Below are 17159 nucleotides of genomic sequence, written 5' to 3'. Positions count from 1 at the left end.
GCGCCCGTTTTGTCTCTCACAGAAACCGCAGCATCACCACGCTTTAGTCCCATGGCATGAATTGGCACAGGTTCGGTTGGTTGCATTCCATCCGATTGTCGTGCTGAGGTCCTTGACGCCGTTCATATGGGTAGCGGCATTAACCGTCGTTGTGCTGTAACCGCTTCCGTGACAGGTTGCACATCCAACCCCCATGCCGGAGTGGAAGGCATGTTGCCCAACCTGGGGAGGAATGGCATGGCAGCTGCCGCAACTGAGTGAAGGAGCACTGGTGGTTGCCGAGGCCTGGGCTGATGCGGCCCCTTCTCCAGCACTGTTCACTGCGGTAACGATATAGTAGTAGCTGGTGCCGGCAGCCAGACCGGTATGCAGGTACGGGCTGGTCACATTTGTCAGTTTTGTCCCGTTGGCCGTGGTCACCCCGGATGTATTGGACCAGTAGAGGTTGTAGGAGGTTGCTCCGGACACGGCCGACCAGGCAAGGCTCACCTGATTGGTTCCACCGGTGGCAGTCACGCCGGTCGGGGCAACAGGCACCGTTGGAGGCGGGGCACTGGTGGTTGCCGATGCCTGGGCCGAGGCACTGCTTTCCCCCACGCTATTGACCGCGGTTACGACAAAGTAATAGGTGGTCCCGGCAGCCAGACCGGTTTTTACGTAGGGGCTGGTCACACCTGAGACCTTGGTGCCGGTGGCGGTTGTAACACCTGAAGCGGCTGACCAGTAGAGGTTATAGGAGGTTGCATTACTGGCTGCTGCCCATGAAAGTGTGATCTGGTTGGTGCCGCCGGTGGCAACCAGGTTTGACGGTGTTGCCGGTAGCGTAGGTGGCGGTGTTGTAGGCAGGGTTGTCGCGGCAGCCTGCACGGAAGCGGCACTTTCGCCGGCACTGTTAACGGCGGTCACGATGCAGTAATAGGTGGTTGCATCAGCCAGTCCGTTCAGCACCAGCGGGCTGGTTGCATTTGAGACTTTTGTGCCATTCACCTTTGTCACGCCGTTGCTGGTTGCGTAATAGACATTATACGAGGTTGCATTGCTTACCGCATTCCAGGAAAGACTGACCTGCTTGGTACCGCCAGTGGCAATCAGACCGCCCGGTGCCGCCGGGACAACCGGGGCGGCAACGTTTGTCGTGGCCGTGACCTGGGCAGAGGCGACGCTTTCTCCGGCACTGTTGACCGCTGTAACAACGCAGTAGTAGGTAGTTGCATCAGCAAGCCCGCTCAGGACCGCCGGGCTGGTGGCATTTGCAACCTTTATCCCGTTTGCCGGGGTTACGCCGCTGGTAGTGGCGTAGTAAATCGTATAGGAGGCGGCGTTGCTGACGGCGCTCCAGGTAAGTGTCAGCTGCCCTGCACCGCCAACGGCGGCCAGGTTGGTCGGGGCAGCCGGCACGGTCATCCTGTGTGGCATATTGTTGGCGTTAAAGGTCCCGCTGGTGATGTTGTTGATGGCGCAGGAGAAGATCGGGGCACTGGTGCCTCTATTGGAAACCGTCAAGGTACTGCCTGTGATATCGACCGTAACGAAGTCAAACATGCCGTCAAGCCCGCTATGGTCGGCACGATAGGGAGAGCTGATCGGATTTTTCCCGGCAGCGCCATACAGGTCAAGCAGCGGATTGAGCATCATCAAGAGGTCCTGTGTGGCAATTGTTAACCCGTCCTGAATCTTTCTGAGTTTCTGTTCATCTGGGGTGGTAAAGACATCTCCGGGATTAGCGCTGCCCCAGGCAAGTGTCACCAGCGCATGCGACAACGGATTGGCATTGGCAATGCCGGTACCCGATGCAAACGTGAGCAAGGTATGATTCTGACCATTTGCGCTGCCGGTTGCCTGAAGGATGAAGGGGGCCTTCATACCGGTAACATCAAAGGCAAAGGAGCCATCACTGCCAATCACGGCAGTTTTTTGCTTTGACGGTGTTGATGCATCCTTCAGGGTCACCTGGCCGGACAGCTGCATACCGACAGCCGCAGTTCCCGTTACCACCTGCGAAGAGACCCCGGGACTGCTACCCCCGCCGCCACATCCGCCAAGTACAAGCGCTGAAAACGCGAGAACCAGCCCCCCTATCATGCTGCCCAGCTTTGTCATCAGAGGTTTCATACCCTGCTCCTTTCCCTTTACTCCGGAATTGTTGAATGCGTTACTGAATGTTATTCCCATCTTTGGTGCTTTTCTCCTTTGCTTGATTGTGTAGATCCACCCGTTTTCTGCGGCTCAAGACGCAAAAAAGCCGGGTACCTGCCTATCGATAAATCGATATTTCGGTAGCCCGGCTGTCTCAGAGAGACCCGTAGGTTTTCCGCCCTACCCTCGCGGGTAGTTGAGTATTTTCGTATATCAACTGCTATTCAATTGTTTACTATGTTTCTAGTAAATACAAGATTAGAATAAATGTCAAGCCTTTTTCTAATCGAGATATAGACCGGTCTGGCCCAGCTGCGCTGAGCTACAGACGCCGTCATCAACATCGATGCTGCACATGCAAACGGGCGCCCCGGAAAACCGGGACGCCCGTTGACATTCAGACTATGCAGAGATCTCAGCCCTGCGTGCTGAAACTCCCCGGCTGACGGTTCCCGGGATTGGGGGTACCGGCCAGGTTGTTGGTTGTGCTGCTGTTGGTTTGTCCAGGCTTGCTGTTCGTACCGGCTGTCATCTGCAGCGCCTGTTGTGAGATGGTCACCGTATCGGTCTTGGCGGCCTTGGATGGTTTTTGCGCATCCTGATTACCTTGCTGAATTGCCCCTGCCTGTGTCTCGGTTGTCTTTGCTGACGGGTTAACATAGGGGCTGTTGGTTGCTAAACTGTTGGGCGATATCTGACTGATTGGCATGATAACCACCTCCTTCTCAAGCGGTTGTTAATTCTGACTTTGTTGTACTGCTCCCGGACTGCGTGCCTTGCAGGATCTGAAGGTCGCTCGGGGAAATATTGAGTGGCGGCGGCACAATCATCCTCAGTATTTCACGATATAACGACGGTGACGTTTCCTTCAGCACCTTCAATTCTTCACTGTTCCCCATGAAGGGGGGATAATTCTTGCCTGCCGCCGTATATACCTCCGACTTTGTGCTGGCAGACTGTTCCTGCTGCTTGACCGCTTCCTTCTTAAGTTCGGTCTTCTGTTCATGCTGCTGATTCAGCGCCTTGCTCATGTCACGGGCTGTACTGGATAACGTCACTGAATCCTGTTTGGAGGCTTGAATGCTGGCATTGAGCGCTGCCTTTTCCAACTGTGCTGGTTGAGGTGTTTGTGGAGGGGCTGCCTCGCTCTTGGCCGGAGCCGAGGTAGAATCTGGCGACAACGCAGGGATTTGTATCGATACTGAACTAATCATGGTCTTCACCCATGCATTCAGCTACATGCCAGTTATTATAGTATGCCCTTTGTACATGTAAATCAAGGGGGTTATTAGCTGGCAGATGACAGATCAAGAAGGGTGAGGCGCCCAGCTTTTTTGCAGCAGGTGGCAAAATTGTGTATTTCGTCGGCACCAGCAGACCATGGCACGCTCGCCGCCGGGGCCACACTGGCACATATTTAAGCAAAAACAGCAAATTACATTGTTGGCACGCCCAGTGCAAAGTCAGGTCAGGGGCAGCAACGATGCCGCCCGTTTGGAGGCAGCAATGGCAAAACCTGACTACTACGACGTTGAAGACTGTTCCACCCACGAAAAGGGTGCTCCAAAGTTCTGCAAAAAATCTGAACCTGGCGAGGGGACCGAACGTTCCTGTGCCTATGACGGCGCCCGGGTAGTGTTGATGCCGGTGACCGACGCGATTCACCTGGTGCATGGCCCGATCGCCTGCGCCGGCAACTCCTGGGACAACCGGGGGGCCCGTTCATCCGATTCACAACTCTACCGCCGTGGCTTCACCACCGAGATGCTGGAAAACGATGTGATCTTCGGTGGCGAAAAGAAACTCTACAAGGCGATCATCGATCTGGCAGCCCGCTATCCTGAAGCCAAGGGGATGTTCGTCTACGCCACCTGCGTCACCGCCATGACCGGTGATGATATTGAGTCGGTCTGCAAGGCCGCCCAGGAGAAGGTCAGTATCCCGCTGGTACCGGTCAACACCCCCGGTTTTATCGGTGACAAGAACATCGGCAACCGCCTGGCTGGTGAAATTCTGTTCAAACAGGTAATCGGCACGGCTGAGCCGCCGGTGCTGGGTGAGTACCCGATCAACCTGATCGGTGAGTACAACATCGCCGGTGATCTGTGGGGGATGCTGCCGCTGTTTGACCGGCTGGGGATCCAGATTCTCTCCTGCTTCAGCGGTGACGCCAAGTTTGAGGAACTGCGCTACGCCCATCGCGCCAAGCTGAACATCATCATCTGCTCCAAGAGCCTGACCAACCTGGCCAAGAAGATGCAGAAGACCTACGGCATGCCGTACCTGGAGGAGTCGTTCTATGGCATGACCGATATCGCCAAGGCGTTGCGCAACATCGCCATCGCCCTGGATGACGCCGTTAACGGTCTGGAAAAACGGGTCATGCAGGACCGGGTTGAACAGCTGCTGGAAGAGGAAGAGGCCAAATGTCGCGAGCGGCTGGCCCCCTACCGCGCCCGGCTGGAAGGCAAGCGGGCCGTGCTGTTCACCGGCGGAGTCAAGACCTGGTCCATGGTCAACGCCCTGCGCGAGCTGGGGGTTGAGATCCTGGCTGCCGGCACCCAGAACTCGACCCTGGAAGATTTTTATCGCATGAAGGCCCTGATGCACAAGGATGCCCGGATCATTGAAGACACCTCCACGGCCGGTCTGCTGGGGGTGATGAAAGAGAAGATGCCGGACCTGATCGTGGCTGGCGGCAAGACCAAGTACCTGGCCCTCAAGACCAAGACCCCGTTCCTTGACATCAACCATGGCCGCTCCCACCCCTATGCCGGATACGAAGGGATGGTGACCTTTGCCCGTCAGCTTGACCTGACCGTCAACAATCCGATCTGGCCGCTGCTGAACAGCCCGGAACCATGGGAAACCGATGCAACCCCGCTGGTAAACGCCGCCCGCAGTCATGCTGAAACCTATCTGGCCGAGGACCTGGCAGCCTCACGGGTGGCAGTGCCCAAGAAGGCCGCTACGGTCAATCCCCAGAAGAACTCGCCGGCCCTGGGGGCGACCCTGGCCTATCTGGGGATCGATCAGATGCTGGGACTGCTGCACGGTGCTCAAGGCTGCTCGACCTTTATCCGGCTGCAGCTCTCCAGGCACTTCAAGGAGTCCATCGCCCTGAATGCCACGGCCATGAGCGAAGACAGCGCCATCTTTGGCGGCTGGGAAAACCTGAAAAAAGGGATCGGCCGGGTAATCGAGAAATTCGGTCCCAAGGTGGTGGGGGTGATGACCTCCGGTCTGACCGAGACCATGGGGGATGATGTCCGCTCTGCCATCCACCAGTTCCGTGTGGAACATCCTGAGCATGACCAGGTACCGGTTATCTGGGCCTCAACCCCGGATTACTGCGGTTCGCTGCAGGAGGGCTACGCCAACACGGTGGAGGCGATTCTGGCCACCCTGCCGGAGGCAGGCGCCCCGATCTCCGGACAGGTCACCCTGGTGCCGGGGGCACAGCTGACACCGGCCGATGTGGAGGAGTTGAAGGAGCTGATCGAGTCATTCGGCCTGAGCGTACTCTGTATTCCGGACATCGCCAATGCCCTGGATGGCCATATTGATGCCGATGTCTCGCCGCTGTCCACCGGCGGGATCAGCGTCGACAAGATCAAACAGGCCGGTCGCAGCATCGCCACCTTGTATGTGGGCGATTCGCTGGCCAAGGCTGCCAGCCAGCTGGAAGAGCGGCTGGGCATACCGGCCTACGGCTTCACCTCCCTGACCGGCATGGCCGAGACCGACAGCTTCATGGCGGTGCTGTCAGCCATCAGCGGCAGGGCCATTCCGGAGAAGCACCAGCGCTGGAGATCCAGGCTGGCTGATGCGCTGGTGGATTCGCACTACCAGTTTGGCAACAAGAAGGTTGCCATCGCCCTTGAGGCCGACCATCTGAAAGGGATGACCCGTTTTCTGGCAGGCATGGGCTGCCAGATCCAGGCTGCCCTGGCAGCCACCCGCACCCGCGGCCTGGACAGCCTGCCCTGTAACAACGTCTTTGTGGGTGACCTTGAGGATCTTGAAACCGCTGCCGTTGGTGCCGACCTGCTGGTGGCCAACTCCAACGGCAGACAGGCAGCGGCCAAGCTCAAGATCGGCGCCCACCTCAGAACCGGCCTGCCGGTGTTTGACCGGCTGGGAGCGCACCAGAAGATGTGGGTCGGCTATCGCGGAACTCTGAATTTGGTTTTTGAAGTTGCCAATATCTTCCAGGCAAACGCTAAAGAGGCGCAGAAACTGGCACATAATTGAAATCCTGAACCCACCCCGACCCTCCCTTTTCAGGGAGGGAGTAAAAGCTCAGAGGCTTGAGCCTCCCCCCTGACAAGGGGGGATTGAGGGGGGTTAGAAAGAGGGTAACCATGAAAATCGCATTTACCACCACCGATGGCACCATGATCGATCAGCACTTTGGCCAGTGTGAGAGCTTCCAGATCTGGGAGATCGGGCCTGACCAGGCGTCATTTCTGGAATCCGTCTCAACGGAGGCGCACGGATCTGATGAAGAGGACCGGATCACCGCCAGAGCCAAGATCCTGTCGGATTGTGCCATTGTCTACACCATGCAGATCGGTGGACCGGCGGCAGCAAAACTGGTGGCTCAGAAGATTCATCCCATGAAGACCAATGCCGAGGTCAGTCTGCCGGAGACCGTGGCAAGGCTGCAGGAGGTATTACGGGGCAATCCCCCCCCCTGGCTGCGCAAGGCGATGAACAAGGGACAGGCCGTCTCATTTGAAGACGACTAGCATGATGGCGCAGTACCATGAAGGGATATGAGTTTTTCGCCGGGCTCCAACTGCCGGGGCAGTGGCGCACAAGACATGCTTGCAAAGCAACGACAGGATTGCGGAAATACCGCATCCATCCATAAAACAGGAGGAAATCAAAATGGCCTACATCACCGGACTCACCAAAGACAAGCACGAGTGGACCCCCCAGTTTATCGTTTCCATTGACGAAGAGACCTGCATCGGCTGTGGCCGCTGCTTCAAGGTCTGCAGCCACGACGTTCTGGCATTTGAAGAACTGGACGAAGATGATTCAGCCAAGATGTTCATGCGGGTGGCCAATGCCGGCAACTGTATCGGCTGTGAGGCCTGTGGCAAGACCTGCTCCAAGAAGTGCTTCACCTTCGCACCGGTAGCAGCCTAGGGACGGTTCTTTTTCGCTCTGGCATCGTCCCCCCCCGGCTGGGCATGCTCGACGCACCGTTTGGTGTGTCTGCGCTGCAGCCCTGCGGGTACCTTGCCAGGGCGAAAAGTCCCGCGCCCCCCTGACAGGCAGGAAAGGATCAGTCATGTTGATTGCCGTAACATCATCAGATGGCAAACATATTGATACCCATTTCGGCAAGGCAGATCGTTTTCTGGTCTACGAAGTCGGCACCGGTGAGCCTGCACTACAGCATGAGGTGGAGGCCCCCCGTTACTGCGGTGGCACCGGCCCGGGACATGACCTGATGCAGGACAAGCTGGCAGCCATTGCAGCAAGCCTGGGGGATTGCCGGGTGATCGTAACGTCCATGATCGGCGAATCCCCAAAAGCGGAGATGGAACGATTGGGGATTGAGATCATCAGCATTTCAGGACCGGTGAGCGACGTATTGAAGGAAGTGATAAAACTCTACTAACCCAGTCGCTCCAATTTCAATGTAAGGGTGGCGGAGCCGAAGAGGAGCCAATCCACCAGCAGCTTGCAACGGAATTGGAAGCAGGCCATCTCAACGGGGTGACGGCCGATGTCGATCTTCAATCTCTGCAATCTGCCACCCTGGGTGATCGCCTCGCGTCACTTCAATGAACATCCGCAACCGTTATTTCTGCAGGGGGTGCGGGATGCCAACCGTTTTCTGTTCAACAAACTTGACACACTCGAAAACCGCGACGAACGGGGACAGGTCTTCAGTGACTACCTCTCGGTCAAGTTCCAGCTCCACCATGAGGATGGCCATACCGACTCTGCCCGCAGGGCGCTGCGTAACAGTTATCTGCGCTTCCTGAAGGGGTGGATGATGGACAGCAATTCGGTGGAAGGGGCGGTGCTGAAAAGCTGGGTAGAGAGCAGAATGGGGATCGCCCCGACCTTTCATAACGGCCGGATCAGCGGCACGGATTCAGAGGCCCATTACCGTTATATTGTAGACCGGACCCGTGGCAGCAAGCGGACCAACGCCATCAATGCGCAGCTTGACCTGCTGTACGAATACTGCCAGTACGAGCTGCAGCGCAGCCACGGCAAACTGGGGACCCTGACCCTGTTTCGCGGCACCAACGGTGCGACCGAGGATCAGATCCTGGAACAGGTGGGCAAACGGGAGCAGATCGTACGGTTGAACAACCTGGTCTCCTTTACCGATGAAGAGGAACGTGCCTGGGAGTTCGGCTCGATTGTCTGGCGGGTACAGGTACCCACCTCAAAGATCTTCTTTTTTGATGAACTGCTTCCCACCAGCCTGCTCAAGGGCGAGGGTGAATACCTGGTGATCGGCGGTGATTACCTGGTCAAACGGATCATGTGCACGGTTTGATAGCAACCAGTCCCTCACCCGCCTGCCGGACCTCCAATCCCATGTTGCACAGCAATCCGCACAACCACTCCAGTGGTACCTTCTTGCGCCAACCAGCGTGAAAATGATCGGCAATCAATAGCATACCACCACGGTTCAGCACTGCTACGAGCTGTCCGAGCACCTGCCCTATTTCGCCATGGTTACTGATAATGGGACCACCCAACAGACCATTGCACAGGATCAGATCAAAGGCTTGGTTGCTTGGCACTTGTGCCAGTAAATCCACGGTCTGAAAGCTGATCCGCCTGTCCCAACCCTGCTGCTTGAGCGGCTGTATCCTCTGCCGGTAGCTCTGTTCCCGCTGCAAGTCATGGGGCAGCGCGCGGTTCTCCGCGGCCCAGACCTCCAGCGGCTCCAGGGTCCATCCCTCAAGCCGAACCTGCTCAGGCGGCCAACCGTGCGCTGCCAACAGCTCTGCCAGCTCCCAGGTCCCTTCGCCACTGCCACAGGCTGCATCAAGCACCCGCAGAGAACCGCTGCTTTTTGACATATTTTGTCGCAGCCAGCTGAGCTGGTCGGGATAGCGGCCAAATCCGGCCCCGTTAAAGCGGCTTGGCAGAAACGAGTGGAATATGAATCCGGTCAGCAGATCATGGTCTTGCAACAGATGTTCCAGCAGTCTTGCCGGATTGGGGGAGCGTTGCAGCCAGCTGGGCAGGGCTGCATAGCAGTCAGCCCAGCTCAGGGCAGTATGGAACGGGGTACTGCTACAGATCGGGGGATACACCAGGGCCTGACCGTACAACCGGTAGAATACCCGCCTGATGGTGGCAATCGGCAGGTACAGCTCGGACTGCAGCCGGATCTCAGGGGTGATGATCAGCCCCGGAGCCGGAAGCGGCTGCGGCGAGGTGGCAGCATACACGGCAAAAAGACGATGGAGCTGTTGCAGAAAGGTATTGTTCCGTGCCACATCGCAGGCTCTGATTAGAGGGCAGGAAGTCATTATGGCCCTGGAGCAAGATGTTCTTGGGTTGTCATCACAGCCGCAGAGCATTAATTGCAACGAGACGGTACAGGCATCTGTCAATTCGCACGTCAGGCATGGTTGTTATCAAAACGGCATCTTGATACTGATGAACTGCGGCTGGTCAATGAAACTGCCGCTATGGGGACGCAGCCAGCATTCCAGGCGATTGTCGTCAAAAGAGTAGACAATCGCCTGAATAGAGGTGTTGCCATATATATCTCCATTATCAGTGCCGTTGGCGCCAGGTTTGTGATAGGTGATAATCGATTTCATGCCGATAAAATCTACACGCGAACCCTGGGCTGCAAGCAATGATTTATAATTGGCCCAGCGCTCGGTATTTACCGGGGCCGGAGTATGGTTGTCGTCATTGCCCAGAAGCAGGAAGGAGTTAACACTGGCTACCGCATTGCTGAATCCCCATACGATGCCTGGGTTAAGGGCGCTGTCAGGCCCCCTGAGGGCACGGGTCCTGTTGAAATCGTTTTCAAGCACCTTTGTGGTTGTTGCATCGGCAAGGAACATATTGTGATTATAGCCGTAGAGTTTGGCTGGATCCTTCAGGTAATTTGCCACCTCATCCAGTGTTGAACTTGTTTCCATTGCCTTGCGAATGTCGAGCAGGATAGAACGCCGGCCGACCGCCGAATAGGCTCCGCCGACCGGGCTGTAAAGGTTGGCGATGTATACTCCAGAGCTATTGATGGCAACCAAGTTACCAAGCACACCAAGCCAGCCGAAGGAAGCGACCTGTTTCGAGCCGGTCCTGGTGTGCACGAGTGCATTCAACGCGCCGAACTGTCCTGTTGATCCGGGGAACCAGTCGGTGATTCTGCCGACGATGGTCTTGCCGGTGGCTGATCGTGCACCGGTGACCGCCAGAGTAGAACAGGCCGTGGTGGTGGCTATGTCAGGAACCAGGTTCAGGAGCAGGTACTCATTTCTGGAGAGCTTGCCATCCCCCAGTTCATCGTGGTCACCGCCACTCAGGGTTGACGCAAATCCATCCAGTTCCTGCAGATAGAGCGGGTCGATCTGTTTTTTGATCTCAAGGGCCCGTGCGATCATAACCGCAAAGGGAATGCTGCCTGCCGTTCCGGGGATTCCCGAGCCGGTTACCGGTACAGCCGCTTCCTGTAACTCTTTCAGGTAGGAGTCGATGAGCTGTTCATAGTCCGGAACCGTAGCCAGAACCTTCTGGCCATATTCTCTCCCGACAGCATAATGATTGCCATCCGAAGATAGAATCGTAACCTGATAGAACCCGGTGCCGGGCGTTATGCTGACCAGCGAGCTGTCGTCCGAACCGCACGACAGTAATCCAATTACTATGGCAATTGTAAAAACAGGAAAAATCAAAAATATCTTCACGGAATTCCTCTTTGTCGTTCAAGTCGCCGGCAGCTACATCCCCAGCAGAAACTGCATGCCCAAAACATATTCCCGTACGAGAGAGGCCGCGTGGGTCGAGCCGGTATTTGCTTTGTTGAATGGCTCGGTACTGGTCAGTTTGGTGAAGGTCACATTGCTGTAAGTCCCCCAGACCTTCTGCATGGCCAGGGTGTTTCCATAGGGTACGCAGTCATCGCCCTCGTAGTGAGCAAAGAAAAACTTGACGTTCGGATCAGGGAGCCAGGCTGTCTGCGCCAGCGTATTGGCAGCCAGAGCCTTGTTAAGATCGCTGTCCGGCTCGTCGACCAGATGTTTCTGGAAGTCGAGGGTTGTAATAGAGATAGGTCCGTAATATTTGTTGTCTTTACTGGCTGGTGTGACGGTATAGATCAGGGTCGATATCTGGCTCCCGGTATAATCTCCGTTTAGTAAAGCCAGAAGTCGCGAGTTGAAATTGAGGCCGTCAATGACGGGGTTTGCTACGACTGCGTTGCTGAAGTCCAGATAACTGATAGCTGGATAGGCCGCGCGATAGCCGTTGATCACATAGGGCAGAAAGTACGGCGCAGGGAAGTCAATACCAGCGCTAATCATCAGATTCTTCATGGTACCGGCTAGGTCATAGGGGCCGGAGAGTGATGCAACCTTTTTCACCATGTAGTCGGCAGGGTAGTTTTTCATGTAGTAGGCTGACGCCAGGGCAGCATAGCCGCCCTCTGAGAAGCCCATAATATTGACTTCGATATAGTCGCTGAGCCCGAAGTCCTTGTTGGATCTGACTGCCTTAACCATGGCGGCGGAACTGCTGCCCAGGGTGGTCAGACAGTAGGGGTGGGTTTCGTAGTTATCACCCATGCCGGGGTAGTCAGGCATGACCACCGCATAACCCAGGGTTGCGAACAGATAGCCGAACATCTTGGTCATGGTCCCGTCTATAAATGGCTCTTTGCGTGAGGGTGAGTATGCCCGCAAGGTCTCTGTGGGATGGGTAAACAGCAGGACCCCTCTCGGGTTGTGCAAAAGATCATAGGGAAGCATCAAGAGACCGGTCAGATTCGGTGCATTGGGCTGAGGCGACTGTTTATAGGTGATTTTGTATAAATGCACGATCGGCGTTCGCGTGTACGGGAGAAAGCCTTCATTCCAGACGGATTTAATCAGGTTGATCAAGTCGTTGATGGGCTGCACGCCGGTAGCACCGTTTTTCGTTGCATTTGCCAGGGTATCGTAACCTCCAAGGGTGCTGCTGATGGTCAACTGATCTGCACCGCCAGCAAACAGTGCCTGCTCTACTTCGGTTATGCTTGAAAAAGTTGCCGTTTTTTCGGCAGACACCAGCACCGCAGGGTCTCTGGAAGTTTGAACATCGTCTGAGCCACATCCGGCTAATACCGTCAGTATCAGGGCACATGCCAGGGCTGCAAATTTTTGGAACCGTTTTTTGAACATCTGTGCCTCCTCTTCTCTTTCAATGTTGTCCGGATCAGCTGATTTGTTACATAACAACAGTGTCAGCAACGCCAGAGTCGCGTGACGCCGCTAGGGCATTCATAGTGATAGTGGTGCTGTTTAGCCGCAGGTTGCAGGTTGCTGCCATCGCCGGCCTCGATTCGGTGCCGGACAGTACCGGCAGGCCCGTACGTCGTTTACCCGGAAGCAGCGTCGTAAGCATATGGATCACGTGCAGGATGCGTTTCACGGGAACCGCCTTGACTAGCAGGGTTGGACTGGTGGTTCTGCGGCAGAACAAATTTGCATACAAAGTTTAGCAGAGTTTTTTCTGTTCGCAACAGGCAGAAGCCTGCTGCTGAACTATGGTGCATAATCCTTACAGTCTGGTGGCAGGGCTGAAGCAGAAGGTTGCAATGCCGGGTGGCGCCAGTGCAGTGCATCTGCAACCGCCTGACAGTTTAGATATGTTTGGTCGGGATATATCGACTGCTACCTTGCTGAGCCTGATCAGCCGATCCAGCGGGAGCGGCTGTGGAAACATGGCGGCATAGCAAAGCACTGGGGCATCCGCCCTGGGCCGGCAGTAAAACAGGTAAGATCAGGCTGGCTGATTGACGCTGAATTCACAGCATCCAGTTTTTGATGTCTGCCAGAATCTTATCTGGTTGCGCAGAGGTAACCGAGTGACCTGAAACACCATAATAGGGGTAGTACAGATCCACATAGGCCGGAGTTGACATGCCGGTTAAAGAGTTGGGGGTATAATTGATACGGAAACTCCCTAGTGGTTGCAGTAAATCTTTGCCACGCTTGACAACGACAGAATCGACAATGCCGGTATACTTTTTAAGAGCTTCCGGGTAACCAGGGGAATAGATGACCAGATCGTGCTCCGCATCAGTCAGAAAAGTCTTAACCAGCGTTGCGTTCTCAAGAAACAGTTGCCCAAAGAGCGGCGAGGTGTCCGGGCTGACCGGGTAGCCGGCATACACGGCACGGTTGCTCATAAAGGAAATATAGACAGCAATGTTGGTGCCGCTCAGATAATCGTCATATACCGGCAGGCTGCCAAATACTTTTTCAAAGGAATTATTACCGGCGCTTCCCAACAAAGCGATCATACGGCTGAGGGAATCCCGCTCCAATAGCAGCTTTTGGCTGAGACGGACATCGGTCAAATTCCAGCTGTTAGGGTCTTCATTCTTGTTAACAGCATAACGGTAAGCGTCTTTTCTTGCCTCTGGCCGTATCATGCTGATGTTATGCACATCATAATTAAAGAGCCGTGAAAGAGTATCCACATCCAGCAGGCTCTGCATGGCAAAAACTTCCAGCTCATCGGTCCAGCCCACCTGCATGCTCAGGTTGTATCTGTCACGCTTGGCAAGCTTTTCAACAAAGGTCAGTGCGTTCATCTCTTTGCTACAGGTTGAGTCGGATGGGTTGCATCGTGTATAGACCGTCCCGGTTGCCGTCGCCAGTTGGTCAATAATGGAGCCGGGTTGCTCAAAGAGATCACCATCCGCCTCGGCTTGGTAGGGGCCGCTGATTTCAGGCTGAATCAGAATCTGGCGCCCGAACTGCCGGGCTACCATCTGGGGGGTGAGGTTACCAGCCGCCGCTTCAGCCGGAAACAACTTGGAAAAGTGCTGTTGAATTTCAGCGACAAGAGCTGTGTCTTTGTAGATTTTTTCACCTGTACCGTATTTTGGATAAAACAGCAGCAGATTCAACATGGTAGAAACCCGCGTCCCGCTATAACTTTCACCCACCAGAATTACCTGATTAGACCGGATTGACGAATGGGCCTCCAAAAAGCGGAGGATCACCCTGATAACATTGGCCGAGTCAATAAACGGGTTGAAGTTTTTAGAATTAAACTCGGAGAAGCGGACCTCTTTATCTGAGGCACCAGTAACCAGATTGTAGGAAAAACCGGTATTGGGGGCATCGATGTAGAGCAGGTTACCGAGTACCGTCCAACTGTAGGGATTAGCTGCGTAGGGATTACCATTGGTACGTAACCTGTCCAGAGTGTAGGGAGCAGTGTTCATGCTAAACAGGTTGGTGGTTGTGGCACAGCCTGGACCGCCATTGAGAAAAACAAACAGTGGCTTGTGAGCAGAATCCAGGCTTGCAGGATGGAAGGAATACAATATCCGTGATGTTGACGAGGTATCACTGTAGGTGTCACGTCCGGGCTGCTGCAGGGAAAAACTGATCGGTTCAATTTCTATGTAACCGGCTTCGCTTTGCAGAGACACGGTATCGCTGCCGGAACAGGCCGCAAGGAACAAGGTGATAACAACAGCCACAAACAGGTTGGTACCCATTGAAAACTTCATCCTCGTACTCATTTGTATTGCTCCGTCAACCATGGTTACACCGATCTCGTTTTAATATCTGCGCAGCGGGTTATACAGCGTATCCCGCTCCACCGGTGTCTTGCCGGCAATCCTGATCAGCCGGATCAGGCGCTCCAGGGTCAGGGACTGAGGCGAGGCGGCCCCGGCATCGTGGCCGATTTTTTCCTCCACCACGGTGCCGTCCAGGTCGTCCACCCCAAAGGCCAGCGCCACCTGGGCGATCTTCTCTCCCAGCATGACCCAGTAGGCCTTCAGGTGTTGAAAGTTATCCAGAAACAGCCGGGCAATCGCCAGGGTCTTCAGGTCATCCAGACCGGAGGTGCCTTTGGTGTCCAGCTTGAGCGGCGAATTCTCCGGCTGCCAGGCCAGGGGGATAAAGACCTGGAACCCGCCGGTCTCATCCTGCAGCTCCCGCAGCAGCGCCATGTGGCGTACCCGGTCGGCAACGCTCTCAACATGACCGTAGAGCATGGTGGCATTGGTCTTCAGGCCGGCCTGATGGGCCAGACGATGCACCTCCAGCCAGCGCTGACCACTGATCTTTTCCGGGCAGATCTTCTGCCGCACCGCCTCCACCAGGATCTCGGCCCCGCCACCGGGCATGGAGCCCAGTCCGGCCTCAATCAGCTGCCCCAGCACCTGCTCCACGGTCTGTTGGCTGATCCGGGCAAAGTAGTCGATCTCAACCGCGGTAAAGGCCTTGATATGCAGGGATGGCGCATTCGTACGGATATCCCGCAACAGCTCCAGATAGAACTCAAACGGCAGGTCAGGGTGCAGGCCACCCACCAGGTGTACCTCGGTAGCCCCCTGGCCGACCGCCTCCACTGCCCGACCCACCATCTGGTCCAGCGCCAGGGTGTAGGCATCATCGGCCTCGGCGGTGCGGGAAAAGGCGCAGAAGGCGCAGCGGTTGACGCAGACATTGGTGGGGTTGATGTGACGGTTAACGTTGAAATAGACGTTTGTGCCGTTTTTACGTTCATTTGCCCAGGCTGCCAGCTCACCGATGGCCAGCAGGTCATTGGAGGCATACAACGCCAGCGCATCGGCCTCGGAAAGCCGTTCACCGGCATGGACTTTTTCTTTAATAGTGGCTAATGTTGTCATGCCGACAGCATACGGCAACTGGAAAAGCGGTGCAAGATCAAGATAAGGGTCTATCGGGAAATAAGTGTTACAAATACTGCACTCTGATTTGGGAGAGATTTGGCTGGACTGATTGAACAAAACCGTAGGCGTAGCAGGGCTACGGTGAGGATTTTGTGATTGAAGTCCGGGCAAAGATGCCCAAAGATGAGATGCAGGATGTAATAGTTACTTCCTGATAGACCCAAAGGAGAAATGTCATGACCGAAGCGATTGAGACCTTTTTGAAGGCAGAGGCGTTTGGTGTGGTGGGGGCATCGGAGGATCGCAGCAAGTACGGCAACAAGGTGCTGCGCTGCTACCTGCAGAACAAGAAGACCGCCATTCCGGTTAATCCCAAAGTGGCTTCTGTTGAGGGGATTGCCACCGTTGCCTCGGTTTCGGAGCTGCCGGATAACGTCACGAGCATCTCGGTCATCACCCCCCCGGCGGTGACCGAAAAGGTGGTTGAGGCCGCCATTACCCGCGGTATCACCAACATCTGGATGCAGCCCGGTGCCGAAAGCGCTGTTGCCATTGAACGCTGCAAGGCTGCCGGGGTCAACGTGATTGCCGACCACAGCTGCCTGCTGGTGGTGTTGGGCTACAAAGAGCACTAGCCTTCCGGTTTATTCTGCTGCTACCGGTTGCGAATCCTCCAGACAGTGGTAGGCTTATCAGACAGCGTGCCGCTAAGCAAGGTACGCATTCACACACGCTGGAAAGGGGGAAGGTATGATGCACAGGTATCTGACAGGTGTAGTGCTGGCTGGACTGCTGGCGGTGCCGGCAGGTCTTTTTGCTGCTGAAGAAGCGACTCCGCAACCGGTGGCACCTGCCGTCAAGAAGCAGGCACGGGAACAGATCTATGGCAGCCAGCTGATGACCCGCCAGGAACGGCTCGAGCACCGCGCTAAACTGCGTGCCGCCAAAACCGCTGAGGAGCGGGAGCAGATCCGCAAGGAACATCACGAAAAGATGCAGCAGCGGGCCAAGGAGCGCGGCGTAACACTGCCTGACATGCCGGCACGACCAGCCGGTATGGGACCGCGGCCCGGCGGCATGGGTCCCGGAGCTGGCGGCATGGGGCCCGGCCCCAACCGTTAATCACCCCGCAGACCAAACCGCAGTAACAGCAACG

Annotated in this window: 15 protein-coding genes and 1 riboswitch; of the genes, 7 read left to right on the top strand and 8 right to left on the bottom strand. The window is 55.8% G+C overall.

Features of this window, described 5'->3' with window-relative positions:
• Positions 1–33 precede the first annotated feature (33 nt).
• The 3 genes from FY034_RS02535 to FY034_RS02525 form a co-directional block, all read right to left on the bottom strand.
• Positions 34–2112, bottom strand: coding sequence for a fibronectin type III domain-containing protein (locus FY034_RS02535; RefSeq protein WP_265553516.1), 2079 nt, complete (start codon positions 2110–2112; stop codon positions 34–36).
• A gap of 160 nt (positions 2113–2272) precedes the next feature.
• A riboswitch (cyclic di-GMP riboswitch) is annotated at positions 2273–2348 on the bottom strand.
• Between the two features lie 203 nt (positions 2349–2551).
• Entirely contained in the window at positions 2552–2845 is a 294-nt protein-coding gene (locus FY034_RS02530) for a hypothetical protein (RefSeq protein WP_265553515.1), read from the bottom strand.
• A 16-nt stretch (positions 2846–2861) separates the two neighbouring features.
• Entirely contained in the window at positions 2862–3359 is a 498-nt protein-coding gene (locus tag FY034_RS02525) for a hypothetical protein (RefSeq protein WP_265553513.1), read from the bottom strand.
• A 283-nt stretch (positions 3360–3642) separates the two neighbouring features.
• Here FY034_RS02525 and FY034_RS02520 point away from each other — a divergent pair, with 283 nt between their 5' ends.
• The 5 genes from FY034_RS02520 to FY034_RS02500 all read left to right on the top strand — a co-directional run bounded on the left by FY034_RS02520 (position 3643) and on the right by FY034_RS02500 (position 8668).
• Complete coding sequence (locus tag FY034_RS02520; RefSeq protein WP_265553512.1) at positions 3643–6390, top strand: bifunctional nitrogenase iron-molybdenum cofactor biosynthesis protein NifEN; 2748 nt, start codon at positions 3643–3645, stop codon at positions 6388–6390.
• A 110-nt stretch (positions 6391–6500) separates the two neighbouring features.
• Entirely contained in the window at positions 6501–6887 is a 387-nt protein-coding gene (gene nifX / locus FY034_RS02515) for a nitrogen fixation protein NifX (RefSeq protein ID WP_265553510.1), read from the top strand.
• 142 nt (positions 6888–7029) lie between these two features.
• Positions 7030–7293, top strand: coding sequence for a ferredoxin III, nif-specific (gene fdxB, locus FY034_RS02510; RefSeq protein ID WP_265553508.1), 264 nt, complete (start codon positions 7030–7032; stop codon positions 7291–7293).
• 145 nt (positions 7294–7438) lie between these two features.
• The gene (locus tag FY034_RS02505; RefSeq protein WP_265553506.1) at positions 7439–7771 is read left to right on the top strand and encodes a Fe-only nitrogenase accessory AnfO family protein; all 333 of its coding nucleotides are present in this window, start codon (positions 7439–7441) and stop codon (positions 7769–7771) included.
• Between the two features lie 108 nt (positions 7772–7879).
• Positions 7880–8668, top strand: coding sequence for an NAD(+)--dinitrogen-reductase ADP-D-ribosyltransferase (locus tag FY034_RS02500; RefSeq protein WP_265553504.1), 789 nt, complete (start codon positions 7880–7882; stop codon positions 8666–8668).
• Here the strand turns inward: FY034_RS02500 and FY034_RS02495 are convergent.
• The 5 genes from FY034_RS02495 to mqnE all read right to left on the bottom strand — a co-directional run bounded on the left by FY034_RS02495 (position 8652) and on the right by mqnE (position 16000).
• Positions 8652–9623 carry a class I SAM-dependent methyltransferase gene (locus tag FY034_RS02495; protein WP_265553503.1) on the bottom strand — a complete coding sequence of 324 codons (972 nt, stop codon included), beginning with the start codon at positions 9621–9623 and terminating at the stop codon, positions 8652–8654. The genes FY034_RS02500 and FY034_RS02495 overlap by 17 nt on opposite strands.
• Before the next feature lie 141 nt (positions 9624–9764).
• Entirely contained in the window at positions 9765–11051 is a 1287-nt protein-coding gene (locus FY034_RS02490) for a C45 family autoproteolytic acyltransferase/hydolase (RefSeq protein WP_265553501.1), read from the bottom strand.
• A gap of 33 nt (positions 11052–11084) precedes the next feature.
• Complete coding sequence (locus FY034_RS02485) at positions 11085–12521, bottom strand: alpha/beta hydrolase (RefSeq protein ID WP_265553500.1); 1437 nt, start codon at positions 12519–12521, stop codon at positions 11085–11087.
• Positions 12522–13147: 626 nt separating this feature from the next.
• Entirely contained in the window at positions 13148–14869 is a 1722-nt protein-coding gene (locus tag FY034_RS02480; protein ID WP_265553498.1) for a S10 family serine carboxypeptidase-like protein, read from the bottom strand.
• Between the two features lie 51 nt (positions 14870–14920).
• The gene (gene mqnE, locus FY034_RS02475) at positions 14921–16000 is read right to left on the bottom strand and encodes an aminofutalosine synthase MqnE (protein ID WP_265553496.1); all 1080 of its coding nucleotides are present in this window, start codon (positions 15998–16000) and stop codon (positions 14921–14923) included.
• A gap of 239 nt (positions 16001–16239) precedes the next feature.
• Between mqnE and FY034_RS02470 the strand changes: the two genes are divergently transcribed.
• Together FY034_RS02470 and FY034_RS02465 are read left to right on the top strand one after the other, a co-directional pair.
• Complete coding sequence (locus tag FY034_RS02470) at positions 16240–16638, top strand: CoA-binding protein (protein ID WP_265553494.1); 399 nt, start codon at positions 16240–16242, stop codon at positions 16636–16638.
• 115 nt (positions 16639–16753) lie between these two features.
• Complete coding sequence (locus FY034_RS02465) at positions 16754–17125, top strand: hypothetical protein (RefSeq protein WP_265553493.1); 372 nt, start codon at positions 16754–16756, stop codon at positions 17123–17125.
• The last annotated feature ends 34 nt before the right edge of the window (positions 17126–17159 follow it).

It is taken from the genome of Trichlorobacter lovleyi, from assembly GCF_015239775.1.
Taxonomy (GTDB): domain Bacteria; phylum Desulfobacterota; class Desulfuromonadia; order Geobacterales; family Pseudopelobacteraceae; genus Trichlorobacter; species Trichlorobacter lovleyi_B.
Note: the sequence above shows the minus strand (reverse complement) of the source record. Positions and strands in the feature narration are given on the sequence as shown.